The organism is Streptomyces sp. NPDC111507 (genome assembly GCF_055638955.1).
The window spans coordinates 162,795-187,089 of the sequence record NZ_JBVKBU010000017.1 but is presented as its reverse complement, the minus strand read 5'-3'; the positions used below and the strand labels follow the sequence as shown (position 1 = coordinate 187,089).

General features: G+C 70.3%; 22 protein-coding genes and 5 tRNA genes. 8 read left to right on the top strand and 19 right to left on the bottom strand.

Going from position 1 to position 24,295, the window contains the following annotated elements; genetic code table 11:
* The first annotated feature begins 44 nt into the window (after window positions 1-44).
* Window positions 45-1,253 carry an FAD-dependent monooxygenase gene (locus ACZ7M2_RS42955; protein ID WP_471599975.1) on the top strand — a complete coding sequence of 403 codons (1,209 nt, stop codon included), beginning with the start codon at window positions 45-47 and terminating at the stop codon, window positions 1,251-1,253.
* 12 nt (window positions 1,254-1,265) lie between these two features.
* On the opposite strand, the gene ACZ7M2_RS42950 is transcribed toward ACZ7M2_RS42955, so the two are convergent.
* A complete protein-coding gene (locus ACZ7M2_RS42950; RefSeq protein ID WP_054235392.1) occupies window positions 1,266-2,231 on the bottom strand; it encodes a thiamine-phosphate kinase in 966 nt (321 codons plus the stop codon).
* Between the two features lie 206 nt (window positions 2,232-2,437).
* Here ACZ7M2_RS42950 and ACZ7M2_RS42945 point away from each other — a divergent pair, with 206 nt between their 5' ends.
* Together ACZ7M2_RS42945 and ACZ7M2_RS42940 are read left to right on the top strand one after the other, a co-directional pair.
* Window positions 2,438-2,671 (top strand): Lrp/AsnC family transcriptional regulator, encoded by a 234-nt coding sequence (locus ACZ7M2_RS42945; RefSeq protein WP_028802415.1) that lies wholly within the window; start codon window positions 2,438-2,440, stop codon window positions 2,669-2,671.
* 20 nt (window positions 2,672-2,691) lie between these two features.
* Window positions 2,692-3,186, top strand: a complete 495-nt coding sequence (locus tag ACZ7M2_RS42940; protein ID WP_471599939.1) for a DUF3515 domain-containing protein — start codon at window positions 2,692-2,694, stop codon at window positions 3,184-3,186.
* A gap of 57 nt (window positions 3,187-3,243) precedes the next feature.
* Here ACZ7M2_RS42940 and ACZ7M2_RS42935 read toward each other — a convergent pair whose 3' ends face one another.
* The 3 genes from ACZ7M2_RS42935 to ACZ7M2_RS42925 all read right to left on the bottom strand — a co-directional run bounded on the left by ACZ7M2_RS42935 (window position 3,244) and on the right by ACZ7M2_RS42925 (window position 6,352).
* A complete protein-coding gene (locus tag ACZ7M2_RS42935; protein ID WP_352047778.1) occupies window positions 3,244-4,401 on the bottom strand; it encodes a D-alanine--D-alanine ligase family protein in 1,158 nt (385 codons plus the stop codon).
* 137 nt (window positions 4,402-4,538) lie between these two features.
* Window positions 4,539-5,549, bottom strand: coding sequence for an NAD(P)H-dependent glycerol-3-phosphate dehydrogenase (locus tag ACZ7M2_RS42930; protein WP_471599938.1), 1,011 nt, complete (start codon window positions 5,547-5,549; stop codon window positions 4,539-4,541).
* Window positions 5,546-6,352, bottom strand: coding sequence for a lysophospholipid acyltransferase family protein (locus tag ACZ7M2_RS42925; RefSeq protein ID WP_352047776.1), 807 nt, complete (start codon window positions 6,350-6,352; stop codon window positions 5,546-5,548). Before ACZ7M2_RS42925 ends, ACZ7M2_RS42930 begins: the two co-directional genes overlap by 4 nt.
* Window positions 6,353-6,497: 145 nt before the next feature.
* Between ACZ7M2_RS42925 and cofC the strand changes: the two genes are divergently transcribed.
* Both cofC and ACZ7M2_RS42915 read left to right on the top strand, forming a co-directional pair.
* Window positions 6,498-7,145 (top strand): 2-phospho-L-lactate guanylyltransferase, encoded by a 648-nt coding sequence (cofC, locus tag ACZ7M2_RS42920; RefSeq protein WP_471599937.1) that lies wholly within the window; start codon window positions 6,498-6,500, stop codon window positions 7,143-7,145.
* 90 nt (window positions 7,146-7,235) lie between these two features.
* Window positions 7,236-7,439 (top strand): hypothetical protein, encoded by a 204-nt coding sequence (locus ACZ7M2_RS42915; protein WP_054235398.1) that lies wholly within the window; start codon window positions 7,236-7,238, stop codon window positions 7,437-7,439.
* A 91-nt stretch (window positions 7,440-7,530) separates the two neighbouring features.
* On the opposite strand, the gene ACZ7M2_RS42910 is transcribed toward ACZ7M2_RS42915, so the two are convergent.
* The 4 genes from ACZ7M2_RS42910 to leuC form a co-directional block, all read right to left on the bottom strand.
* On the bottom strand, window positions 7,531-8,190 hold the full coding sequence (locus tag ACZ7M2_RS42910; RefSeq protein ID WP_352047774.1) for an HU family DNA-binding protein: 660 nt from the start codon (window positions 8,188-8,190) through the stop codon (window positions 7,531-7,533).
* Window positions 8,191-8,328: 138 nt separating this feature from the next.
* Window positions 8,329-8,559 carry an SCO5555 family protein gene (locus ACZ7M2_RS42905; protein ID WP_054235400.1) on the bottom strand — a complete coding sequence of 77 codons (231 nt, stop codon included), beginning with the start codon at window positions 8,557-8,559 and terminating at the stop codon, window positions 8,329-8,331.
* Between the two features lie 277 nt (window positions 8,560-8,836).
* On the bottom strand, window positions 8,837-9,430 hold the full coding sequence (gene leuD / locus ACZ7M2_RS42900) for a 3-isopropylmalate dehydratase small subunit (RefSeq protein WP_075031174.1): 594 nt from the start codon (window positions 9,428-9,430) through the stop codon (window positions 8,837-8,839).
* Between the two features lie 6 nt (window positions 9,431-9,436).
* Window positions 9,437-10,870: a 3-isopropylmalate dehydratase large subunit gene (leuC, locus tag ACZ7M2_RS42895; protein WP_352047773.1), complete on the bottom strand. Its 1,434-nt coding sequence runs from the start codon at window positions 10,868-10,870 to the stop codon at window positions 9,437-9,439.
* Window positions 10,871-11,059: 189 nt separating this feature from the next.
* Between leuC and ndgR the strand changes: the two genes are divergently transcribed.
* Window positions 11,060-11,779, top strand: coding sequence for an IclR family transcriptional regulator NdgR (gene ndgR, locus ACZ7M2_RS42890; protein WP_352047772.1), 720 nt, complete (start codon window positions 11,060-11,062; stop codon window positions 11,777-11,779).
* Window positions 11,780-11,952: 173 nt separating this feature from the next.
* Here ndgR and ACZ7M2_RS42885 read toward each other — a convergent pair whose 3' ends face one another.
* Window positions 11,953-12,486 (bottom strand): DUF4188 domain-containing protein, encoded by a 534-nt coding sequence (locus ACZ7M2_RS42885; protein ID WP_471599936.1) that lies wholly within the window; start codon window positions 12,484-12,486, stop codon window positions 11,953-11,955.
* A gap of 82 nt (window positions 12,487-12,568) precedes the next feature.
* Here ACZ7M2_RS42885 and ACZ7M2_RS42880 point away from each other — a divergent pair, with 82 nt between their 5' ends.
* Entirely contained in the window at window positions 12,569-13,213 is a 645-nt protein-coding gene (locus ACZ7M2_RS42880) for a MerR family transcriptional regulator (protein ID WP_388119207.1), read from the top strand.
* Window positions 13,214-13,313: 100 nt separating this feature from the next.
* On the opposite strand, the gene ACZ7M2_RS42875 is transcribed toward ACZ7M2_RS42880, so the two are convergent.
* The 10 genes from ACZ7M2_RS42875 to ACZ7M2_RS42830 all read right to left on the bottom strand — a co-directional run bounded on the left by ACZ7M2_RS42875 (window position 13,314) and on the right by ACZ7M2_RS42830 (window position 19,964).
* A tRNA-Glu gene (locus tag ACZ7M2_RS42875) sits at window positions 13,314-13,386 on the bottom strand.
* 29 nt (window positions 13,387-13,415) lie between these two features.
* Window positions 13,416-13,487: transfer RNA gene (locus ACZ7M2_RS42870), tRNA-Gln, on the bottom strand.
* A gap of 32 nt (window positions 13,488-13,519) precedes the next feature.
* Window positions 13,520-13,592, bottom strand: a tRNA-Glu gene (locus ACZ7M2_RS42865).
* Between the two features lie 62 nt (window positions 13,593-13,654).
* Window positions 13,655-13,727, bottom strand: a tRNA-Glu gene (locus ACZ7M2_RS42860).
* Window positions 13,728-13,769: 42 nt separating this feature from the next.
* Window positions 13,770-13,841, bottom strand: a tRNA-Gln gene (locus ACZ7M2_RS42855).
* A gap of 90 nt (window positions 13,842-13,931) precedes the next feature.
* Window positions 13,932-14,663, bottom strand: coding sequence for an HAD family hydrolase (locus ACZ7M2_RS42850; RefSeq protein ID WP_471599935.1), 732 nt, complete (start codon window positions 14,661-14,663; stop codon window positions 13,932-13,934).
* Window positions 14,664-14,699: 36 nt separating this feature from the next.
* Complete coding sequence (locus tag ACZ7M2_RS42845; RefSeq protein WP_471599934.1) at window positions 14,700-16,937, bottom strand: FlgD immunoglobulin-like domain containing protein; 2,238 nt, start codon at window positions 16,935-16,937, stop codon at window positions 14,700-14,702.
* A gap of 172 nt (window positions 16,938-17,109) precedes the next feature.
* Window positions 17,110-18,633, bottom strand: coding sequence for a glutamate--tRNA ligase (gene gltX, locus ACZ7M2_RS42840; protein WP_471599933.1), 1,524 nt, complete (start codon window positions 18,631-18,633; stop codon window positions 17,110-17,112).
* Window positions 18,626-19,414 (bottom strand): fumarylacetoacetate hydrolase family protein, encoded by a 789-nt coding sequence (locus ACZ7M2_RS42835; protein WP_471599932.1) that lies wholly within the window; start codon window positions 19,412-19,414, stop codon window positions 18,626-18,628. The genes gltX and ACZ7M2_RS42835 overlap by 8 nt, the downstream gene beginning before the upstream one ends.
* A 364-nt stretch (window positions 19,415-19,778) precedes the next feature.
* A complete protein-coding gene (locus tag ACZ7M2_RS42830) occupies window positions 19,779-19,964 on the bottom strand; it encodes a hypothetical protein (protein ID WP_352047765.1) in 186 nt (61 codons plus the stop codon).
* Between the two features lie 598 nt (window positions 19,965-20,562).
* Here ACZ7M2_RS42830 and ACZ7M2_RS42825 point away from each other — a divergent pair.
* A complete protein-coding gene (locus ACZ7M2_RS42825; RefSeq protein ID WP_471599931.1) occupies window positions 20,563-24,291 on the top strand; it encodes a sensor histidine kinase in 3,729 nt (1,242 codons plus the stop codon).
* Window positions 24,292-24,295: the final 4 nt, after the last annotated feature.

The following is a 24,295-nucleotide window of genomic DNA, read 5'->3' as shown; positions in this document are numbered from 1 at the left end:
CGGCACAGGACCCGGCACAGGACCCGGCACAGCCGACACAGAACATGGCGGAGAACCCGGCGGGGAAACTCGCCCACCTCCATGTCCTCGTCTCCGGCGCCAGCGTCGCGGGTCCCGCCCTCGCCCTCAACCTGATCCGTTACGGCGCCCGCGTCACTGTCGTCGAGAAGGCACCCGACCTGCGGCCCGGCGGATTCGCGGTCGACTTCCGGGGGCACGTCCACCGGACCGTCCTGACCGCCATGGGCATCTGGGACGAGATCCACGCCCGTCAGACACACATGGGCCGTCAGACCGTCGTCGACGCCGACGGCACCCCGCGCGTGGACCTGCCGGCCGAGATGATGAGCGGCGATGTGGAGATCTTCCGCGGTGAGCTGGCGCGGATCATGTACGAACGCACCAAGGACCGGGCGGAGTACGTCTTCGGGGACTCGATCGCCACCCTCACCGAGACCCCGGAAGGCGTCGACGTGACCTTCGAGCGCGGCGCCCCGCGTCGCTTCGACCTCGTCGTGGGCGCCGACGGACTGCACTCCCTCACCCGTCGGCTCGTCTTCGGAGAGGAGTCCCGCCACCTGCGCTTCCTCGACCACTACGTGGCGGCCTTCGGTGTCCCCAACGACCTGGGGCTCGACCGCACCGGGCGGCTGTACAGCGAACCGGGGCGGGCGGTGGTCGTCGGCAACTACGACGGCGACCCGGACCGGGCGGGCGCGCTGCTCGTCTTCCGGTCCGAGAAGCTGGAGTTCGACCGCCGTGACGTGGCCGCGCAGAAGCGGATCCTGGCGGAACGGTTCGCGGGGATGGGCTGGGAGACCCCGGGGGTCCTCAAGGCCCTGGAGCGGGCCGACGACCTGTACTTCGACGCGATCGCCCAGATCCATGTCGAACGGCTCACCCAGGGGCGCGTGGTGCTGCTCGGGGACGCCGGGTACGGGGCCACGATGGGCGGCATGGGCACCGGAGTGGCGATCGTGGGGGCGTACGTCCTGGCCGGCGAGCTGGCCCTCGCGGGCGGCGACCACCGCACCGCCTTCGCCGAGTACGAGACCCGCGTCCGGGACTTCGCCAAGGGCTGCCAGAAGATCTCGGGCAACGCCGGACCGTTCTTCGCGCCGCCGACCGAGCGGCGGATCCGCAGCCGGGACCGCGCGTACCGGCTGCTCAGCTCCCGCCTCCTGGCGGGCTTCTTCAAGAAGCTCACCGAGAAGGCGGCCACCGGCATCGAACTCCGCGCATATCCCGCCTGACGGGGTGGGCGGCTACGACTCGATGTCCCCGAAGTGGTCCCAACCGCCCTTGCTGGTCCAGGGCGCGCCGTCCACCGTGACCTGGGGCAGCGCCGAGGGGTTGAGGACCTCGCCGATCACCTTCCAGCGCGCGGGCAGCTTCACGTCCGGTGGGAAGGCCGCCACGATCGCGTGGTCCTCCCCGCCGGTCAGCACCCACTGGATGGGGTCGACGCCGACGGCCTGGCCGATGTCGTTCATCTGGGAGGGGATGTCGATCGCGCCCGAACGGATGTCGATGCGCACCTTGCTCGCCTCGGCGATGTGGCCCAGATCGGCGATCAGCCCGTCGCTCACGTCGCACATCGCCGTCGCTCCGAGCCCGGCGGCGGCGGGGCCCGCGTGGTACGGCGGCTCGGGGCGACGGTGGGCCTCGACGAAGGCGCGCGGTGAGCGGAAGCCGCGGGAGAGCACCGCGTGCCCGGCCGCGGACCAGCCCAGCCAGCCCGTCACGGCGATCACGTCACCAGGCTGGGCGCCGCCCCGGGTGACCGGCTCGTGGTTGCGCAGATCGCCGAGCGCGGTGATCGAGATCATGATGGTGTCGCCGCGCACGACATCGCCGCCGACCACGGACGCGCCCGCGACCTGGCACTCGTCGCGCAGCCCGTCCATCATCTCGGAGGGCCAGGTGGCCGGGAGTTCGGCCGGGACGACCAGACCGAGCAGCAGCGCGGTCGGCACGGCGCCCATCGCGGCGATGTCCGCGAGGTTCTGCGCGGCCGCCTTGCGCCCGACGTCGTACGCCGTGGACCAGTCGCGGCGGAAGTGCCGCCCCTCCAGGAGGATGTCGGTGCTCGCCACCACCCTGCGGTCGGGCGCGGCCACCACCGCGGCGTCGTCGCCGGGGCCGACCCGGACCGCCGGGGTGGTGGTGAGACGCGAGGTGAGCTCCTTGATGAGCCCGAACTCCCCCAACTCGCCCACGGTGCCCTTCATGATCGTACTGCTCCCTCTGCCGCTACCCGTGCCCGGTCGCGAGCCGTCTCTGTCCTCGGTACGGTCGAGTTGACCGTCAACTTGTGCAGTCCGTGCACCCCGGCGCGCAAGCCCCAGCCACCGCGGGTCTCCCCGTGGCGAGCGGCGACGCGATACCGTGGCGTTCCTTTTCCCCACATGATCCTCGTGGCCGCCCTGGAGGTTCCGTGGTACAGGCGTACATCCTGATCCAGACGGAGGTCGGCAAAGCGTCGACCGTCGCCGAGACGATCAGCAAGATCCCGGGGGTGATCCAGGCCGAGGACGTGACAGGACCGTACGACGTGATCGTGCGCGCCCAGGCCGACACGGTCGACGAACTCGGCCGCATGGTGGTCGCGAAAGTCCAGCAAGTGGACGGCATCACCCGTACGCTGACCTGTCCGGTGGTGCACCTCTAGCCCCCGTCTACCCTTGGCCGGTGAACTTCTCCCGTCACCGGCACACCGCTCGCTTCGGGCTGCCCGTTCTCGCCCTGTTGATCGCCGCCACAGGCTGCTCCTCAGCAGACGACGGCGGATCGGCCGCGGTTCCCAGCCCGGGGGCGAAGGTCACCGGGCTGTGCCAGAACCTGGACAAGGTGCTGCCGAAGAAGATCGACGGCCTCGACCGGAACGATCCCGAGCCCCGGTCCGCGCTGACCGCGGGCTGGGGAAGCCCGGCGATCATACTGCGCTGCGGTGTCGAACGACCCGCGAAGATGAGCGACCAGAACGCGCTCAGCGGCGAGGTGAACGGCGTCGGCTGGCTCATGGAGAAGCAGGACGACGGGTCGTACCGCTTCACCACGAGCCTGCGGCGCGCGTACGTCGAGGTCAGCGTGCCCAAGAAGTGGGTCCAGCGGGACGGGTCGAACGCGCTCGTCGACCTGGCCGCGCCCATCAAGAAGGCGATCCCCGAAGGGATCGCCGACTGACGTACACACGTGCGCGCGGGGGCGTGTTCCCTGGAGCTGAACCCCGGTGCCCCAGGTCTACCGAAGCCCCGTCGGGCGGCGCAGCGCCGCCCCGATCAGACGGTCCACCAGCTCCGGGTAGGCCACGCCGCTCGCCTGCCACATCTGTGGGTACATGGAGATGGGCGTGAAGCCCGGCATGGTGTTGATCTCGTTGATCACGAACTCGCCGTCCTCGGTGAGGAAGAAGTCCGCGCGCACCAGGCCCTCGCAGGAGGCGGCCTCGAACGCGTCGACCGCGAGCCGCTGGACCTCGGCGGTCTGCTCGGGGGTCAGCGGGGCGGGCACGAGACCGGGCGTCGAGTCGATGTACTTCGCCTCGAAGTCGTAGTACGCGTGCGACTGCACGGGCGGGATCTCGGCGGGCACGCTGGCGCGCGGACCGTCCTCGAACTCCAGCACCCCGCACTCGATCTCGCGGCCGCGCAGCAGCGCCTCCACGATGATCTTCGGGTCGTGGCGCTGGGCCTCCTCGATCGCCTCGTCGAGGCCTTCGAGGGAGTCGACCTTGGTGATGCCGATCGAGGAGCCCGCACGCGCGGGCTTGATGAACAGCGGCCAGCCGTGCTCACCCGCGAAGTCGATGATCTTCTTGCGGGCGGCGGACTCGTCGCGCTCCCACTCACGGGGCCGGATCACCACGTACGGGCCGACGGCCAGCCCGAAGGAGGTGAACACCCGCTTCATGTACTCCTTGTCCTGGCCGACGGCCGAGGCGAGCACACCCGCACCGACGTACGGGACGCCGGAGAGCTCCAGGAGGCCCTGGAGGGTGCCGTCCTCGCCGTAGGGGCCGTGCAGCACGGGGAAGACGACGTCGACCTCGCCCAGGGCCTTGGGGACCGATCCTGGCTCGCTGTAGACGACTTCGCGGTTGGCCGGGTCGACGGGGAGGATCACGCCGCCCTCGTTCGACTCGGCGAGCTGCTCCACGTCCGGCTGGCGCCGGTCGACGATGGCCATCCGGTCCGGTTCGTCGGCGGTGAGCGCCCAACGGCCGTCCCGGGTGATGCCGATCGGCAGGACGTCGTACTTCGTCCGGTCGATGGCGCGCAGGACGGCGCCGGCCGTGACCACGGAGATCCCGTGTTCGGAGCTGCGGCCGCCGAAGACGACGGCCACGCGCGGCTTGCGAGGCGGCTGCTCAGGGCTCTGGGAGAGGTTCTCGGTGCTCATATCGCGTTGAGAGTACCCGTTGGTACGGCGCTGAGTCAGCGCCCCACCGCGGCCGTTGTCCAACGTCGCACGGGTGGTCGCTCAGCGTCGTACGAGCCGTTGCGGAGCGTAGATTCCCGGCGCCGCGGCGTGGCTCCTCAGTGGCGCTCGGCCTTGGCGCTGCGCCCCATGAGCTCCTTGACGGCGACGACCGGCGACTTGCCCTCGTGGACGATGCCGACGACCGTCTCGGTGATGGGCATGTCGACGCCGTGCCTGCGGGCCAGATCCAGCACCGACTCACAGGACTTGACGCCCTCGGCGGTCTGCTTGGTGACCGCGATGGTCTCCTGGAGGGTCATGCCCCTGCCGAGGTTGGTGCCGAAGGTGTGGTTGCGCGACAGCGGCGAGGAGCAGGTGGCCACCAGGTCGCCGAGGCCCGCGAGTCCGGAGAAGGTCAGCGGGTCGGCGCCCATGACGACGCCGAGACGGGTGGTCTCGGCGAGTCCGCGCGTGATCAGCGAGCCCTTGGCGTTGTCGCCCAGGCCCATGCCGTCCGCGATGCCGACGGCGAGACCGATCACGTTCTTCACCGCGCCGCCCAGCTCGCAGCCCACCACGTCGGTGTTGGTGTACGGGCGGAAGTACGGGTTGTGACTGGCGGCCTGGAGGCGCTGGGCGACCGCCTCGGAGGTGCAGGCGACCACGGCGGCGGCCGGCATCCGGGCGGCGATCTCACGGGCCAGGTTCGGTCCGGTGACCACGGCGATACGGTCGGCGCCGACCTTGGCGACATCCTCGATCACCTCGCTCATCCGCATCGCGGAACCGAGTTCGACGCCCTTCATGAGGGAGACCAGGACCGTGTCGGGCTCCAGCAGCGGCGTCCACTCGGCGAGATTCCCGCGCAGGGTCTGCGAGGGCACGGCGAGCACGGTGAAGTCGGCGTCACGCGCGGCCTCGGCGGCGTCGGTCGTCGCCCGCAGGTTCTCGGGGAGTTCGACGCCCGGCAGGTAGTCCGGGTTCGTACGCGTGGAGTTGACCGCCTCGGCGAGCTCAGCGCGCCGCGCCCACAGGGTGACCTCGCACCCCGCGTCGGCGAGCACCATGCCGAAGGCCGTACCCCACGATCCGGTCCCGAAGACGGCCGCCTTGACCGGCTTGCTCACGTGCTCTGCCCCTCTTCCTGCTGTGCCTGCGCCTGCTGCTGGGCCTGTGCCCGCTCCTGAGCCTGCTCCTGCGCCCTGGTACGCCTGCGCTGTTCGATCCGTACCTGGCGCGGGTCGTAGGGCGTCTCAGGGGCCTTCTCGCCGCGGAGCTGCTCCAGCTGCGCGGTGATGGCGGCCATGATGACCTCGGTGGCCTCCTTCAAGAGGTCCGGGCTCATCTCCTTGTCGTAGAAACGCGACAGGTCCACCGGAGGGCCCGCGAGAACGTGGTGGGTCTTGCGCGGAAGGAGGTTGGGCTTCTTGGCGTACGGCGGCAGCAGTTCGTTGGCACCCCACTGGGCGACCGGAATCACCGGGCACTTGGTCTGCAGCGCGACCCGGGCGGCACCGGTCTTGCCCGTCATCGGCCAGCCGTCGGGGTCGCGGGTGAGGGTGCCCTCGGGGTAGAACGCGACGCACTCGCCGCGCTCCACGGCGTCGATCGCGGCCCGGAACGCGCTCAGCGCGTCGGTGCTCTCGCGGTACACGGGGATCTGTCCGGTGCCGCGCATCGCGGCCCCCACGAATCCCTTCCTGAAAAGCCCGGCCTTGGCCAGGAAACGCGGAACACGCCCGGTGTTGTACTGATAGTGGGCATACGCGAACGGGTCCACATGCGAATTGTGGTTCACCGCGGTGATAAATCCGCCCTCAGCCGGAATGTTCTCCATTCCGCGCCAGTCCCGCTTGATCAGAACCACCAGTGGTGGTTTGCAGAGGACCGCTGCGAAGCGGTACCAGAAGCCGATTCTGCGGCGGGGCACGCGGACACCTTCCTCTTAGGGCCTGGGGGGCCGCACAAGTGTCGCCCCAGGCCGCCTGTCTGTCGAGAACACCGTACGCCCCGACGTCCGGACCGCCAGGGGTGCCGGGTCACAATGGGCGCGACAAGGGAGGAACGGAGCGCTCGTGCAGTGGACCTTGGTCATCCCCCTCAAAGCCTTGGCGCGGGCCAAGAGCAGGCTCTCGGACACCGCTGCCGACGCGGTGCGCCCCGGACTCGCCCTCGCCTTCGCACAGGACACCGTGGCAGCCGCGCTGGCCTGCGCGGCGGTCGATGATGTGGCGGTCGTCACGGACGACGCGCTGGCCGGGCGGGAGCTGGCCGCGCTGGGGGCGTGGATCGTGCCGGACGAGCCGGGCGGCGGTCTGAACGCCGCGCTGGCGCACGGGACGGCGGCCGTACGCACCCGAAGTCCCGAATGCGCTGTGGCCGCCCTGAACGCCGATCTGCCCGCGTTGCGTCCCCTGGAATTGGCCCGGGTACTCGATGCCGCCGCCGAATTCCCGCGTGCTTTTCTCTCCGATGCGGCCGCAATCGGCACCACTCTGCTGGCCGCATCTCCCGGCCGGGAATTGCGTCCCGCCTTCGGCACCGATTCCCGAGCCCGTCATCGCGCCTCGGGAGCCGCGGAACTCCTCCTCGCCGCGGTGGATTCCGTACGCCAGGACGTGGACACCGGCGACGATCTGCGCGCGGCGCTCGCCCTGGGAGTGGGCCCGCGCACGGCCACGCTGGCGGCGAAACTCCTGATCCCGGGCCAACCGGGCGCCTGAACGCCCCTCGGCCGCGTGAACCGGCGTTCACCGAAGCCCGGTCCGCCGGGCCCACCGGCGGCGTACACCGGCGCTGGATAGGCTTTCGGCATGCAGGCGACCGCGTACACGTACGACCCCGACACCCGTAGCGGGCAGGTTCTGCTCGACGACGGCACGCCGGTGCCCTTCGACGGCGCGGCGTTCGACGCCGGCGGGCTCAGGCTGCTGCGCCCGGGACAGCGCGTGCGCATCGAGACCGAGGGCGACGGCGAGGCCCGCCGGATCACCCTGGTGACGCTCCAGACCTTCTGACCAGGCCCTCGCACCAGGTCCCGGACACGCCGCGGGCCGGGCTCCCCGTGGGAGTCCGGCCCGGCGCGTGGGTTGCCCTGCGCCCCTGCTTCTAGCGGGCGGTGGTCTTCTTGGCGGTGGTCTTGCGAGCCGTCGACTTCTTGGCGGGGGCCTTCTTGGCGGTCGCCTTCTTCGCCGGGGCCTTCTTGGCCGTCGCCTTCTTGGCGGTGGTCTTCTTCGCCGCGGTCTTCTTGGCGGTCGCTGTGGTCTTCTTGGCGGTCGTCTTCTTGGCGGTCGCCGTGGTCTTCTTCGCCGCGGTGGTGGTCTTCTTCGCGGCCGTCTTCTTCACGGCGGCGGTGGTCTTCTTCGCGGCCGTCGCCCTCTTGGCCGTGGTGGCCTTCTTGGCCGCGGCCTTCTTCACGGTCGCCGCGGCGCCGCCGGTCAGGCTGCCCTTGGGCGCCTTCTTGACCGCGACCTCGCCACCACGCGGGAGCTTCTTCGAGCCGCTCACCAGGTCCTTGAAGCCCTGACCGGCGCGGAAGCGCGGCACAGAGGTCTTCTTGACCCGAACGCGCTCACCGGTCTGCGGGTTGCGGGCGTAACGAGCCGGACGGTCGACCTTCTCGAAGGAACCGAAGCCGGTGACCGAGACCCGGTCCCCGCCGACAACTGCACGGACGATCGCGTCCAGTACGGCGTCGACCGCGTCGGCGGCCTGCTGACGCCCGCCGACCTTGTCGGCAATCGCTTCTACGAGCTGCGCCTTGTTCACGTCTTCCCCTTCGGAGACATTGCCCGAACGAATGCGTTCAAGCTTTTTCGCACGTTAGGCAGATATATACCGCAAATCAAACACGAAACGGGCTAATCACCCTTGTGCCGCAACGAACTCGGGCTGTCGCGGAGTTCCTCAGCGATCCCCTTCGAGGAATCGACCCTCGTCGAGGTCGGTGGTGAACCGCTCCAGCCGCCTTGTCGCGTCGGCGAGATCGTGCTTGGCCACGGCCGTAATGACCAGCAGCTTCCGGGTCAGCGCCATCCGTACGCCCTCCGGGACTTGCAGTGCGCGCACTCTTGTGTGCGCTTCCTTCAGTTGGGCCGCGACTGCCGCATAGAGCTCGAGTTGGCCGTCGTGTTCCATGCACAGATTGTGCCATCTGGGGCGAGTTGTCGCCTGCCCAGGGGGTAACTGCCGCCCCTGGAGGGGGTCCTGAGCGCCCCGGAGCACCGCGTCGCCAAGAGGCGCGTACCCAGGCAATCTCCTTTGTAACTAGGGGAGTTGAAGCCCCTCGAAGGGGCGATCCGGGGGCGTCCGGGGGCAGACACAGCTGTACCCCCAACCGTCCACGATTGGGGGTACAGAGGGGTGTTGCGGTGGCTGAAATCAGCCCTGCCTCAGCCGCGAAGCGGTCCAGGCGTCAGACCTGGAGCGTCTTCGGCTTGTACGACGGCCGCTTGGCCTCGTACTCCGCGATGTCGCCCTCGTTCTGGAGGGTGATGGAGATGTCGTCCAGCCCGTTCAGCAGCCGCCAACGGGCGTTCTCGTCGAGCTCGAAGGCGGCGGTGATGCCCTCGGCGCGCACCTCGCGGGCCTCCAGGTCGACCGTGATCTCGGCCTCGGGGTCCTTCTCCGTCAGCTCCTGCAGCGCGTCCACGATCTTCTGCTCCAGAACCACCGTGAGCAGGCCGTTCTTGAGCGAGTTGCCCCGGAAGATGTCCGCGAAACGGGACGAGATGACGGCCTTGAAGCCGTAGTTCTGCAGCGCCCAGACGGCGTGCTCGCGAGAGGAGCCGGTGCCGAAGTCGGGGCCCGCGACCAGGACCGTGGCGCCCTTGCGCTCGGGCTGGTTGAGGATGAAGGACGAGTCCTTGCGCCAGGCCTCGAACAGCCCGTCCTCGAAACCGTCCCTGGTCACCTTCTTGAGCCAGTGGGCAGGGATGATCTGGTCGGTGTCGACGTTGCTGCGGCGCAGCGGAACGGCCCGGCCGGTGTGCGTGGTGAATGCTTCCATGACTTCTCAGACTCCAGCGGGCGTGCGGGCGGCAGACGAGTCGGCGAGATCGGCCGGGGAGGCCAGGTGGCCGAGTACGGCGGTGGCGGCGGCGACCTGCGGCGACACCAGGTGCGTACGGCCGCCCTTGCCCTGCCTGCCCTCGAAGTTGCGGTTCGAGGTGGACGCGGAGCGCTCACCGGGGGCCAGCTGGTCGGGGTTCATGCCCAGGCACATCGAGCAGCCCGCGTGCCGCCACTCGGCGCCGGCCTCCTTGAAGACCACGTCCAGGCCCTCGGAGACGGCCTGCAGACCGACCCGCGCGGATCCGGGGACCACCAGCATCCGTACACCGTCGGCGACTTTGCGGCCCCCGACGATCGCGGCGGCTGCGCGCAGGTCCTCGATGCGGCCGTTGGTGCAGGAACCTACGAAGACGGTGTCGACCTTGATGTCGCGCAGCGGCTGTCCGGCGGTCAACCCCATGTACTCCAGGGCCTTTTCGGCGGCCATGCGCTCCGAAGCGTCTTCGTACGAAGCCGGGTCGGGGACGGACGCCGAAAGCGGCGCTCCCTGGCCGGGGTTGGTGCCCCAGGTGACGAACGGCGCCAGCGACGGGCCGTCGATGACCACCTCGGCGTCGAAGACCGCGTCCTCGTCCGTCTTCAGGGTCTTCCAGTACGCGACCGCGGCGTCCCACTCCTCGCCCTCGGGGGCATGCGCACGGCCCTTCAGGTACTCGAAGGTGGTCTCGTCGGGGGCGATCATGCCCGCGCGGGCGCCGGCCTCGATCGACATGTTGCAGATGGTCATCCGGGCTTCCATCGAGAGCTTCTCGATGGCGGAGCCGCGGTATTCCAGGATGTAGCCCTGGCCGCCACCCGTACCGATCTTGGCGATGATCGCCAGGATCAGGTCCTTGGCGGTGACGCCGTCGGGCAGCTCGCCGTCGACCGTGATGGCCATGGTCTTGGGGCGGGCCAGCGGCAGCGTCTGGGTGGCCAGCACGTGCTCGACCTGCGAGGTGCCGATGCCGAACGCCAGCGCGCCGAAGGCGCCGTGCGTGGAGGTGTGGGAGTCTCCACAGACCACGGTGGTGCCGGGCTGGGTCAGACCCAGCTGCGGTCCCACCACGTGGACGACGCCCTGCTCGACGTCACCCAGCGAGTGCAGCCGTACACCGAACTCGGCGCAGTTCTTGCGCAGGGTCTCCAGCTGGGCCCGGGAGACCGGGTCCGCGATGGGCTTGTCGATGTCGAGGGTCGGGGTGTTGTGATCCTCGGTGGCGATGGTGAGGTCGAGACGGCGCACCGGACGTCCCGCCTGGCGGAGGCCGTCGAAGGCCTGCGGGCTGGTCACCTCGTGCAGCAGGTGCAGATCGATGAAGAGGAGGTCGGGCTCGCCCTCGGCGCGCCGGACGACATGGTCGTCCCAGACCTTCTCCGCGAGTGTCCTACCCATCGCTTTCCCTCCGGCCGGCCTGTGTGGCGCCGGCCCAACTAGAGATTTCCGGGGCGGCGGCGTCCGCACCCCTCGTCCGGACGCCCTCCACCGGGCCCGTTGGTCCGCGGGCCGCTGTGTCTACAAGGGTGGCGCGTTCCACCGAAAATTGAACTTGCGTTTCACAGAGTGAGACGCGAGTATCGTTGCATGGACAACAGTAGCGGCGTCGGCGTTCTGGACAAGGCAGCCCTTGTCCTGAGCGCTCTGGAGTCCGGTCCGGCCACCCTCGCGGGACTGGTCGCGGCGACCGGACTGGCACGACCCACGGCACATCGCCTCGCCGTGGCACTTGAACACCACCGCATGGTGGCGCGTGACATGCAGGGCCGTTTCATTCTCGGCCCCCGCCTCGCCGAGCTGGCCGCGGCCGCGGGCGAGGACCGTCTCCTCGCGACGGCCGGCCCGGTGCTCACGCACCTGCGCGACGTCACGGGCGAGAGCGCCCAGCTCTACCGCCGCCAGGGCGACATGCGCATCTGCGTCGCCGCGGCCGAGCGCCTGTCCGGCCTTCGGGACACGGTCCCGGTCGGTTCGACGCTCACGATGAAGGCCGGTTCCTCGGCGCAGATCCTGATGGCCTGGGAGGAGCCGGAGCGTCTGCACCGCGGCCTCCAGGGCGCCCGCTTCACCGCCACGGCGCTCTCGGGCGTACGGCGCCGGGGCTGGGCCCAGTCGATCGGCGAGCGCGAGCCGGGGGTCGCGTCGGTCTCCGCTCCGGTGCGCGGACCCTCGAACCGGGTGGTCGCCGCCGTCTCGGTCTCCGGTCCGATCGAGCGCCTGACCCGGCACCCTGGCCGTATGCACGCCCAGGCGGTCATCGACGCCGCCGCCCGCCTCTCCGAGGCCCTCCGCCGCACGGGCGGCTGAGCGACACCTCCAGTACGACACCGGTCCCGTACGACACCGGGGGACGAGCCGGCCTCAACGCCGCGGCAGGCTCATCCCCCGAACACCTCTCCTCTCCTCTCTTCTCCGCTCCTCCCCGCCCCCAGGGGCGCGGGGAACTGCGCAATCAGCCGCAGCGGGCCCTCACCATCCGGTCAGCCCGCCACTCCCCCGGCCTCCGCTCCCGCCTTGGGCGACCGATGAGCGAACCGGTCCGCCGCCCGCCGCCCCCGCTTCTCCACGGGCAACGCCCCGTACGCGGCCGCGAGCCCGAAGGGCGGCATGTCCGCGTAGATCGACTCGTACGACCCTTCCGGCACCACATACGCCTCGTGCCAGATCCCCACGTGCTGCCGTACCTTCCCCGCCCGTTCCTTACGGTTGATGATCGCCCACACCTTGTGATGGAACATGTCGGGCGCCGACGCGTACGCGTACAGCTTCTCCTTGGACTCCCAGTACTGGACGACGTAGTACGTCCGCGGTGACGCCGTCAGCAGAACGCGGCCGAGCAGACCTCGGCTGCCGTCCTTCTCCAGGTCCCGCACCATGCGCAGCATGGCGAAGAACACCGGTACCCACTGGTGCACCGCCCAGAAGTGGTTGACGCGCATGCCGATCAGCAGGACGACCACGTCCCCCTGGGCTGCTGCGGTGGTACGGCCTGCGGTCACCCGGGCACCGGACATCTCGTCCCCCTCCATTGGCGAGCGGCGCTATCCGATGGCGCCGTGCTTGGATAGTGGCGCCACCCAAGGAAGGGCGCAAGAGATGCGGCTGTCGGAGTTGAGCGAGCGGAGCGGGGTGTCCACCGCGACGATCAAGTACTACCTGCGGGAAGGGCTGTTGACTCCTGGGCGCCAGGTCAACACGACGACGGCGGACTACGACGAGAGCCATCTGCGCCGGCTGCGGCTGGTGCGGGCGCTGATCCAGGTGGGCCGGGTGCCGGTGGCCACGGCCCGGGAAATTCTCGGACACGTCGACGACGAGTCCCTGGGCCGGACGATCCGGCTGGGCGCGGCCCTGTGGGCGCTGCCGCAGGAGCCCGAACCGGACGATCAGGACCCGGCCGTCCGGTCCGCGCGCCGCGAGGTGGACCAACTGCTGGCGGACCTGGGCTGGGAGACCGCACGGGAACTCGCGCCCCTCTCCCCCGTGCACCGTTCACTGGTGGCGGCGGTGGCCACGCTGATCCGGCTCGGCTATTCCTGGGACGCCGAACTCCTCGCGCCGTACGCGGAGTTGATGCACCAGGTGGCGATGCGGGACCTGGACTACCTGGAGACACACACATCCGACGCGGAGCGGGTGGAGACGGCGGTCGCCTCGGCCGTGCTCTTCGAGCCGGTGCTGCGGGCGCTGCACCGGCTGGCGCAGGAGCAGGAGTCGGCGCGGCGGTACGGCATCGAGTGAGCGGTCGTACGGGCCGGGCGCGTCGGGCCGTACGACGGGGCGCGGGCCGGACCGGAAACGCCTACGGGCCCCCACCGAAGTGGAGGCCCGTAGGACTCTGTACCCCCGACCGGATTCGAACCGGCGCTACCGCCTTGAGAGGGCGGCGTGCTAGGCCGCTACACAACGGGGGCCTTGGATCTTGCGTTTCCGCAGATCCGAGCTGGGCTACCAGGACTCGAACCTAGAATGACGGTACCAGAAACCGGAGTGTTGCCAATTACACCATAGCCCATGGTGGTTTAGACCATAAATGGTTTAGACCAGTACCCCCGACCGGATTCGAACCGGCGCTACTGCCGTGAGAGGGCAGCGTGCTAGGCCGCTACACAACGGGGGCCCTAGCGATCCTGCATGAGAGACAGCGGGTGCGACCCGGACTGCCTTCCTGGGAAGGATCTGTACCCCCGACCGGATTCGAACCGGCGCTACTGCCGTGAGAGGGCAGCGTGCTAGGCCGCTACACAACGGGGGCGTTGCGGAGTTGATCTCCGCGTTTGCAGATGAGCTCTGCGAGCTGGCCTACCAGGACTCGAACCTAGACTAACGGAACCAGAAACCGTCGTGCTGCCAATTACACCATAGGCCACTGAAACTCAATCCCTTGCGGGGATCTTGTTTTAGCTAGCGCCTCCGAGTCCCGGCCTTTCGGCCCGCTCTCGGTGGCGCAGGAAGAACATTACCTGAAGGTGGACGGCGCTCCAAAACGGGTATCGACGCCGAGGATCGCGGGGAGTTCGGCCAGCGAGGCGATCCGGTGCGGCCCCGTGGGCGGACCGCCTGCGGCGGTGTGAGTGCCGTCCCGGTCGATCCAGACGGAGAGCAGGCCGGCCTCGGCGGCGCCCCGTCCGTCGATCTCCGGGTGGTCACCGACGTAGGCGACCCGGTGCGGCGGCAGTTCCAGGGCTTCGCAGGCCGCGTGGAAGGCGGCCGCGGCGGGCTTGGAGACGCCGAGCTCGGCGGCGCACAGGATCGCCTCGAAGCGGTCGTGCACACCGAGGACCCGCAGCTTGCGGTCCTGCACGAGGAGGCTGGAGTTGGACAGGACCGCGTGCCGGTGGCTGGCGACGAGGCTGTCCAGGACGGGCAGGACGTCCGGGAAAAGGCTCCAGGCGGACTCGTAGTGTGTGATGTAACGGTCGAACCAGGCGTCGGCCTCGGTGTCGCTCAGCGGCTCCTCCAGGAACACCCTGACGCGTTCCCTGCGCTGGCCCTGCCAGTCCGTCTCACCCGCCGAGAACCGCGCCCACTGCGCGTCGGTGACCTCGCGCCAGCGCGCGAGGGCCTGCTCGACGGACGCGCCGTCGAGCAGGCCCTCGGCCGCCAGATGGTTCCGCATGCCCGCCCGGTCCGCGGCCGTGTAATCGAAGATCGTGTCGTCGATGTCCCAGACCACCGCGTCGATGCTCATGCACCGACCGTATCCCCGGGCGCGGGCGGCTGTCCCTCAGCCGGCAGTGGTCGTACCGGTCAGGGCGAGGGCCGGCCCCTGGCCGTCGCGCGGCTCGGCGGTCAGCTTCCAGGTGTAGGTACCGGACGGAACGTAAGTGCCGGAGTCCGTACGGGCGTCCCAGGTGGGGCGGACCGCGGCGGCGGTGGAGGCGCCGGTGAGGGTGCGCACGGCGGTGCCGGAGGCGTTGCTCAGGGTCAGCCGCCATGTCGAGGGCTTGTTCAGCTGCCACACGGGCCGCCAGGGGTTCGCGGTGGTGGGGCCGCCCGGCTGCGGGTCGGTCTGTGCCTCCATCTGGGCGAGCGCCGAGGTCGGCACGCCCGCCGTGACGATCGCCACCTGATGCCTGTCCGTGAGGTAGGCGACGTTGCCGCCGAACCGGTCGACCGCCCAGCGGCCGGTGCTGCCGCCGGTGTTCTGGTCCGCGGTGGGCAGCACGGCCACGGTCCGGGTGGTCGCCGTGCCGGTGTGGAAGTCGGTGAGCAGCAGCTCGTGCGTGGTGCGGTTCTCGCGGACGAGATAGCCGTCGGCGAGGCGGGCCTGCCCGGACGGAACGGTGATGGCGCGGTTCGCGGCACGGTCGTAGACGCCCGCGGGGCCGGCCGAGCCGCAGCTCCAGTACAGCCAGGCGTTGACGGCCTGGATCTCGCTGGGCGTGCAGGGGGCCCCGGTGTCGACGGTGGCGACGTTCTTCTTGGCCTTGAGATCGTACGCCACGACGGTGCCCTGGGTGCTGCCGGGGGTCCACACACGCTGGCCCCAGACCGCGGCGGCGGTGCGGGTGCGGTCGAGCGCGGTCCCGCCGGCGGTGGCGCCGCGCGGGAAGTCGGCGACCCGCTGGCTGCCGGGCGTGCCGCCGTTGTAGAGGACGTAGCGCCCGGTGCCGGTGCCGATGCGGCCGCCCGCGTCGCCGGTGGGCTCGTCGGCGATGGTCGTCGCGTCGAGCCCGACGGCCAGGACGTGCTCCTCGCCCTGGGCGTCGGTCCAGAGGTAGGCCACCCGGCCGTCGCCCAGCGCTTCGAGCTGCGGGCACGCGGCGTCGCCGCCCGGGCAGGTCGAGCCCTGGAGCGTCGGGCCGTGACGGGACTGCAGGCCGGTGGGCCTGCCGGCGGTGTCCAGCGGGATGCCGTAGAAGCCGTAGATGCCGCCGGTGTGCGTCGTGTTGCCGTACATCAGCAGCTCGCCCCCGGCGAGCGTCATGCCGTCCGGCGCGGCCTGCGAGGCGGGCAGGTCGAGCGCCTTCTCGGTGGTGGCGGAGCCGTCCCCGGCGGGGGTGACCCGGTACACGTGCCAGTCGACGCTCGACGGTCCTGCGGTGGCAAGGGCGCCGCCGTCCGGGGTGGCCAGGAAGGAGCCCTTGGAGTTGGCGAGCAGTGTGTGGGCCGTGTTGTCGGTGAGCGAGACGGCCGTGAGTTCGGGGGTGGCGCCGCCGGGCAGGAACATCGCGTTGCCGGTGAGGAGTTGGTCGCCGACCACGGCCTGCGCCTCGCCCAGGAAAGACGCCGTGATGGTGCTGGGGGCGGTACCGGGGGCGGAGTCCACGCGGATCGCCTTGGTGCCGTTGACCACCCAGCGGTCGTTGAAGACGATCCGGGGCGCGTTGCCGACGCCGGTGAGGTACGTACGGAAGGTCCCGTCCGCGAGGTCCACGAGCCCCACGTCGGTGGCGCCGTCGAGGGTGTAGACGACGGCGAGGCGGCGCACCGAGCCGCCGGTGACGAAAGTGCCGGTCAGCTGGGCACCGTCGGGGAGCCCGGTCACCGGAAGATCGGTGGTGGTGCCGTCGGCGGCGGCACGCAGCACGTGCGGGGCGCCCGCGGCGTCCTGGGTGAGCACGCTCCAGCCGGAGGCGGCCCGGTACGTCTGGCCGGACGGGACGGTGACCGTGGCGGTCACGCCGGTGGAGCGGTGCTGCTGGGTCACGGTGGCGCCGGAGACGCTGGTGATGACGTCGGTGCCGGTGGTCAGGTCGTCCGGGCCCGCGTGCGCGGGCGGCGTGACACCCGGATAGTCGGCCCACTGGAGCGTTCCCGAGCTCTCGGGCAGCCGGTAGCGGAACCCGGAGGATCCCGCCCAGGTGTAGTCGATCTCGGTCGGCAGCGTGCTGCTCAGCTGTACGGTGGCCACGGGTGTGTCGACACTCGGCGCGGCGTGCGCGGGCGTGGTGAGCACGGCGCACGACAGGGCCACGGCCCCACTGAGGGCCACTGCGGCAAGTCTTCGTGAACGGGTCACGTTCCCCTCCCCTGAGGCATGGTGCACAGACGCATCATGAGCACGGGGGACATACAACTGCTCCGCCAGAGCGGGAGTTGACGGAAATGGTGAACTCCGGGTGACGGATCGGCGCACACCAGGGGGGCGGCGTCCGAACCGGACACCGCCCCCCTGTGCGTACACCATGTGCCTATGCGGTGAGCCGCTCCAGTGCGGCGTCGACGCGGGCCAGGGTCTTCTCCTTGCCCAGGATCTCCAGGGACTCGAAGAGGGGCAGGCCCACGGTGCGGCCGGTGACGGCGACGCGGACCGGTGCCTGGGCCTTGCCGAGCTTGAGACCGTGCTCCTCACCGGCGGCCAGGACGGCCTCCTTGAGGGACTCCGGGGAGGACCAGTCGGCGGCGTCCAGCTTCTCGCGGGCCGTGCGGAGCAGGGCGTCGCTGCCCTCCTTCATGGCCTTCGTCCAGGAGGCCTCGTCGACGGCCGGCTCCGGCAGGAACAGGAAGTCGACGTTGTCCGTGATCTCGGAGAGGACCTTCATCCGCGACTGGGCGTGCGGGGCGATCGCCTGCCACTTCGCCTCGTCGAAGTCCTCCGGCGCCCAGGGGGCGAACGGGGCTCGCAGCCAGGGGGCGCAGCGCTCGGTGAAGTCCTTCACGTCGAGCAGGCGGATGTGGTCGGCGTTGATCGCCTCGCACTTCTTCAGATCGAAGCGGGCCGGGTTCGGGTTCACGTCCGTGACGTCGAAGGCGGCGACCATCTCGTCGATGGAGAAGATGTCGCGGTCCGCCGAGAGCGACCAGCCGAGCAGGGAGAGGTAGTTCAGCAGGCCCTCGGGGAGGAAACCGCGCTCCCTGTAGAGGTTGAGCGAGGACTCCGGGTCGCGCTTGGAGAGCTTCTTGTTGCCCTCGCCCATGACGTACGGCAGGTGGCCGAAGGCGGGGGTCTCCTTGGCCACGCCCAGCTCGATCAGCGCCTTGTAGAGGGCGATCTGCCGCGGGGTGGAGGAGAGCAGGTCCTCACCGCGCAGGACGTGGGTGATCTCCATCAGGGCGTCGTCGACCGGGTTGACCAGCGTGTAGAGCGGTGCGCCGTTCGCCCGGACGATGCCGTAGTCCGGAACGTTCTCCGGGAGGTAGGTGATCTCGCCGCGCACCAGGTCGTCGAAGGTGATGGCCTCGTCGGGCATCCGGAAGCGGACGATGGGCGTCCGGCCCTCGGCCTCGTAGGCGGCCTTCTGCTCGGCGGAGAGGTCGCGGCAGTGGCCGTCATAGCCGGAGGGCTTGCCGGCGGCGCGGGCGGCCTCGCGGCGGGCGTCCAGCTCCTCGGTGGAGCAGTAGCAGTGGTACGCGTGGCCTGCGTCCAGCAGCTTCTGGGCGACATCCTTGTAGATGTCCATGCGCTGCGACTGGCGGTACGGCGCGTGCGGGCCGCCGATCTCCGGGCCCTCGTCCCAGTCGAAGCCCAGCCAGCGCATCGAGTCGAGCAGCTGGTTGTACGACTCCTCGGAGTCGCGGGCCGCGTCGGTGTCCTCGATGCGGAATACGAATTTGGCTCCGCTGCCTTCGTTGTGCCGGGCGAACGCCCAGTTGAACAGGGCGGTGCGGACCAGGCCCACGTGGGGGTTGCCGGTCGGGGACGGACAGAAACGTACGCGTGGGGGCACCCCCTGTCCGAGCGGAGTCGAGGACTTGGGGGAGTTCGCGTTAGCCACGCTTGATCACCTTGTTGGTGAGAGTGCCGATGCCTTCGATGGTGACGGCGACCTCGTCGCCGACGTTCAGGGGGCCGACCCCAGCCGGGGTGCCGGTGAGGATCACGTCGCCGGGGAGCAGCGTCATGGCCTCGGTGATGTTGACGATCAGGTCCTCGATGGAGTGGATCATCTCGCTGGTGCGGCCGAGCTGGCGCTGCGCGCCGTTGACCGTGCACTGGATCGTGATGCCCTCGGCGATCGCGGCGAGGGTGAGGTCCGTCTCCACCCAGGGGCCGAGCGGGCAGGAGTTGTCGAAGCCCTTGGCCCGGGCCCACTGCTTCTCGCGCTTCTGGACGTCGCGCGCGGTGACGTCGTTGGCGCAGGTGTAACCGAGGATGACGTCCTTGACGCGCTCGCGCGGGACCTCACGGCACATGCGGCCGATGACCACGGCGAGCTCGGCCTCGTGGTGCAGCTCGCTGGAGAAGGAGGGGTACTGGATCTCGTCGCCGGGGCCGATCACCGAGGTCGACGGCTTGAAGAAGGCGAACGGGGCGTCGGGCACCTCGTTGCCGAGTTCCTTCGCGTGCTCCGCGTAGTTGCGGCCGAAGGCCACGACCTTGTTGGGGAGCACCGGCGGCAGCAGCCGCACCTTGCTCAGCGGGACCTTCGTACCGGAGAGCTCGAAGTCCGCGAACGGAATGCCCTTGATGATGTCGAGGACGAGCTCGTCCGGCTTGTCGCCCTCGACCGCGCCGAAAGCGACGTTGCCGTCGATGGAGAACCTGGCGATGCGCACGGGATCCTTGCGCCCCTCACTGAGCTGGCTGGAGTCTGACGCTCCAGGCTAACGCGGGGAGGGGGGCGAGCCTCGCGTATATCCGCCGGTGGGCCGCAAGCCGTGTGCGACGTCGGCCCCTCAACGACATGGAGCGGGCGGCCGTCGGCCGGGGGCGGTCGGCCCCCGGCCGCGCTGCCGGTGGGCCACGAGCCGCGTGCGACATCGGCCCTCGGCCGCGTGTGGCATCGTCCCTCGGCCGCGTGTGCCGGAGAGCCGCAATGCGTGGGTGGTGGCCGGCCGTCAGCCGCCTTGCCGGTCGGCCTCAGGCCGTGGGTGGCGGCCGTCCGTCGCCGCGGTGAGTCGGCGGCGCTCCGCGTGCGTACTACTCGGCGGCGGCCGTGACCGGGGCTTCCATCAGGATGGTGCGGCGGGGGTTGGCGGTCTGGGCGGGGAGGTCGACCGAGTGCTCCGGCTGCTCCGGCGTCTGCAGCGCGTCGGCGTCCTCGAGGTGCGCCAGCGTGGTGCGTCGCGGGTTGGCTATGTTGCGGAACATCATCGTCGTCTTCACTGTTGTCCTAGACCTCGTGGTGGTGGGCGCCGCGGGAGGTCAAGGACCGCCTGGTCGGCGCGGGTTGTCGGATTTGCCATCCCTGTAAAGCGTCAGGCTAAACATGCAATTCCCGGTCGGAGTCGTGAAGACCGCATGATCGCCATGTGAGTTTGCTCACTTACTAGCAGGCAAACCGGTCAATTCAGGCCGTCAACTCGTCGCGACGAAACGGACATTGCTCTACTGAACCCAACATTCCGCTCCTGATCATCGCGACTGGGACACCCCTCGCGCGCCCACGGCTCGTAGGCATACGCCCCTTATGTACGAGATCACTTTCTACGTCTCGTAACGCATCCCTCACAAGGTGTCACGGTGGTCACAGCCTGGTACATGGGCCTTGTTGGAGATCCTGCACTGTGCTGGAATTCCACGGACCGCCGCGGGATCCAACCGGCGCACAGGGGGCGCGACTCAGCGCCGGGTGGCGGCGGGAAGGGGGAGTTGCGCCGGTCACTCACGACCACACCTGGGGGCGTATCTGCGCCCCTGAACGACGCCGACACCGTCCCGCCGTTTTCGCGGAGGGGCGCCTGGTCCAGAGGTTGCGACGCTAGTGCAGGGACGTTTCAAGAGGGATGGCAGCGCTTCGGCGGAGCCGGAGCCGCACGGCGGGACCGACCGCGGTTCCTCGCCCCAGCACGCCCAGAACCCGGGACAATCAGAGCTCGGCGGCGGTGAGCGCTCCGCGCGCCCCGGCGCGACGACTCCCGACCAACCACCCGCGAAGCCGCAGGGTCCCCCCGGCCCCGGCCCCCGAATAGCTCTGCGCAACTGGCGCATCTCCACGCGTCTGGTGTCGCTGCTCGCGCTCCCCGTGGTCGCCGCGACCACCCTGGGTGCCCTGCGCATCAACCAGTCGATGGACGACATCCAGCAGCTCGACAACATGAAGCTGCTGACCGACATGACCCAGCAGGCGACCGAGCTCGCCGCCGCCCTCCAGAAGGAGCGCGACCAGTCGGCCGGCCCGCTCGCGCACGGCGCGAAGCCCAACGACATCACGGTCAAGGGTGTCCGCGACGCGACGGACGTCGCCAAGCAGCAGTTCATCCAGGGCACGCAGGAGATCGACACCGCCAGCGCGAACGGACAGCTCACCGGTGTCCGTGACAGCCTCGTGGCCATCGCCGGCGAGCTGAACAAGCTGAGCACCATCCGCAACGGCGCCTACAGCGACTCCAAGAACTCCTCGCAGACGGTCGACGGGTACCACCGCCTGATCACCCAGCTGATCGGCCTCTCCCAGGACATGGCCGAGGCGACCAGCAACCCGGAGATGATCTCCCGCACCCGCGCCCTGTCGGCCTTCTCCTCCGCCAAGGAGTACGCCTCCGTCCAGCGCGCCGTCATCGCCGCCGCGCTGCCCGCGAACAACACCACCTTCGGCACCCTCTCCGAGAACGACCGGCTGTACGCGAACTCCGCGCAGGACAGCGAGGCCTCCGAGCGCACCAGCTTCGCGAGCATCTACGGCTCCGGGGCGGAGGACCTCACCAAGCCGATCGACCAGGGCAACCCGACCATCCAGTCGGCCGACGCGTACGCCAACCGCGTGCTCGGCTCGACGGGCGGTCTGAGGACCCAGGACCAGCGCTCGTACAGGGACTGGGTCGACGACGACACGGCCAAGATCGAGCAGATGTCGAAGATCGAGCTGACGCTGCTCAACCAGATGGAGCAGAAGGCCCGTGAGCTGAAGAACGCCTCCCAGCAGGAAGCGATCATCTCCGGTGCGCTGATCCTGCTGGTCCTCGGCGTCTCGCTGGTCGGCGCCTTCGTCGTGGCCCGCTCCATGATCCGCTCGCTGCGCCGGCTCCAGGACACCGCGACCAAGGTCGCCCAGGACCGCCTGCCCGAGCTGGTCAAGCAGCTCTCCGAGTCCGACCCGCAGGACGTCGACACCTCCGTCGAGTCCGTCGGTGTGCACTCCCGGGACGAGATCGGCCAGGTGGCCGCGGCCTTCGACGACGTGCACCGCGAGGCCGTACGACTGGCCGCCGAGCAGGCCCTCCTGCGAGGCAACGTCAACGCGATGTTCACCAACCTCTCGCGCCGCTCCCAGGGCCTCATCCAGCGTCAGCTCTCGCTCATCTCCGAGCTGGAGTCCCGCGAGGCCGACCCGGACCAGCTGTCCTCCCTCTTCAAGCTCGACCACCTCGCGACCCGCATGCGCCGTAACGGTGAGAACCTCCTCGTTCTCGCCGGTGAAGAGCCCGGCCGTCGCTGGACCCGCCCGGTCCCGCTGGTCGACGTGCTCCGCGCCGCCGCCTCCGAGGTGGAGCAGTACGAGCGCATCGAGCTGTCCTCGGTCCCGACGACGCAGGTCGCCGGCCGGGTCGTCAACGACCTCGTGCACCTGCTCGCCGAGCTCCTCGAGAACGCCACCTCGTTCTCCTCCCCTCAGACCAAGGTCAAGGTCACCGGTCACGCGCTGCCCGACGGCCGCGTGCTGATCGAGATCCACGACACCGGTATCGGCCTCTCCCCCGAGGACCTGGCCGCGATCAACGAGCGGCTCGCCTCGCCGCCCACCGTGGACGTCTCCGTCTCCCGCCGCATGGGTCTGTTCGTGGTCGGTCGTCTGTCGCAGCGGCACGGCATCCGCATCCAGCTGCGTCCGTCCGACTCCGGTGGCACCACCGCGCTCGTCATGCTCCCCGTCGATGTCGCCCAGGGCGGCAAGAAGGCTCCGGGCAAGCCGGGTCCGGGCGGTTCCGGTGGTCCGGCCGCCGCACAGGCCTCGGCCGGTGTCGCGGCGGCCCGCCGCGGCGGCCAGGGTGGCGGTCCGTCCCTCGGGGCGGGTGCCCCCGCCGGTGGTGGCGGTCTCCTCGGTGCCCCGCCGCAGCGCGGACAGGTCGGCGCCGGTCAGGGTCCGCGAGCCGCGCTCCCCGGCAGCAACCAGGGCGGTCGCCCGGGTGCCCCGGGTGCGGCGCGTGGACCGCAGGGTCCCGGCAACCAGGGCAAGCCGGCCCCGGCCGGTGCGGGTGCCTTCGGGCAGGGCCCGCAGGGCCTGCAGGCCGCCGGAACCGGTGCTCCCCAGGGCTTCGGCGACGGACCCGCGACCCGCCAGGGCTTCGACTTCGGTGACAACAGCGGCCCCGCGGCCACTCCTGCGCAGCAGCCCGCGGGCAACAAGGGCGGCGGCCGTCGCAGGCCGCAGCTGCCCGGACGCGGTGGTCCGCGTGCCGAGCTGCCCGGTGGCAGCCCGCAGCAGTCCCGGCCGAGCTGGAGCGACGACAACGCACAGCCGCCGGTGCCGCGCGCGTCCCTCGACACCCCGCGCGGTCACGAGGAACCCGACTCCACTTCGCGCATGCCCCGGATCGACGACCGGCAGGACCCGGCCGCGACCTCGGAGATGCCGCGGATCGACGACCGCCAGGGTCCCGCAGCCACCTCGGGGTTCCCCCGCCCCGACTTCGACGCCCCGCGCCCCGGCATGAACACGCCGCAGAACAACGGGCAGAACAACGGTCAGTTCGTCCGCCCCGACGTGTACGGCTCCTCGGGCACGGCTCCGGCCGCCCCGAACCCGTCCACCACGGGCCAGTTCGCGACCCCGGGCTACGGTGCCTCCCAGGACCCTTCGTCCACGGGCCAGTTCGCGACGCCCGGCTACGGCGCCTCCCAGGACCCGTCGTCCACCGGCCAGTTCGCGACGCCCGGCTACGGCAACCGCCAGGACCCCTCGTCCACCGGCCAGTTCGAGCGCCCGGCGCCCCCGCAGCAGCGGCCCACGCGTCCGCAGCAGCCCGAGGCGCTGCCTCCGGCGACGGGCCCCGGTGACGGACGTACGCCGCTGTACGACACGCTGGAGACCAACTGGTTCCACGGTCAGGCGAACGGCGCCGCCCAGAACGGCTCCCCCAACGGAGCTCACAACGGCGCCCAGAGCAACGGCGTCCACACCAACGGCTCGCAGCCCTCGCAGCAGCCGCCTCAGACCCCCACAGCACCACCGCAACGGCCGGCAGCCGCACCGGCCTCCGCCAACTGGCGCACCTCGCCGAACGACGACCTCGTCCGGCAGGCAGAACGCGTCCGTCAACCGTCGGCGGGCGGGGTCACCACCTCAGGCCTGCCGCGCCGCGTCCCGCGAGCCAACCTCGTCGCGGGCACGGCACAGCAGCAACAGCACCAAACCGGTCCGCAGGTCTCCCGTGCGCCTGATGACGTACGCGGCCGGCTGACCAATCTCCGTAGGGGCATTCAGCAGGGTCGACAGGCCGGTACCGGCCAGACCGGCAGCTTCCCCAGCCCCACTCACCAGCAGGAGCGTTAGTTGA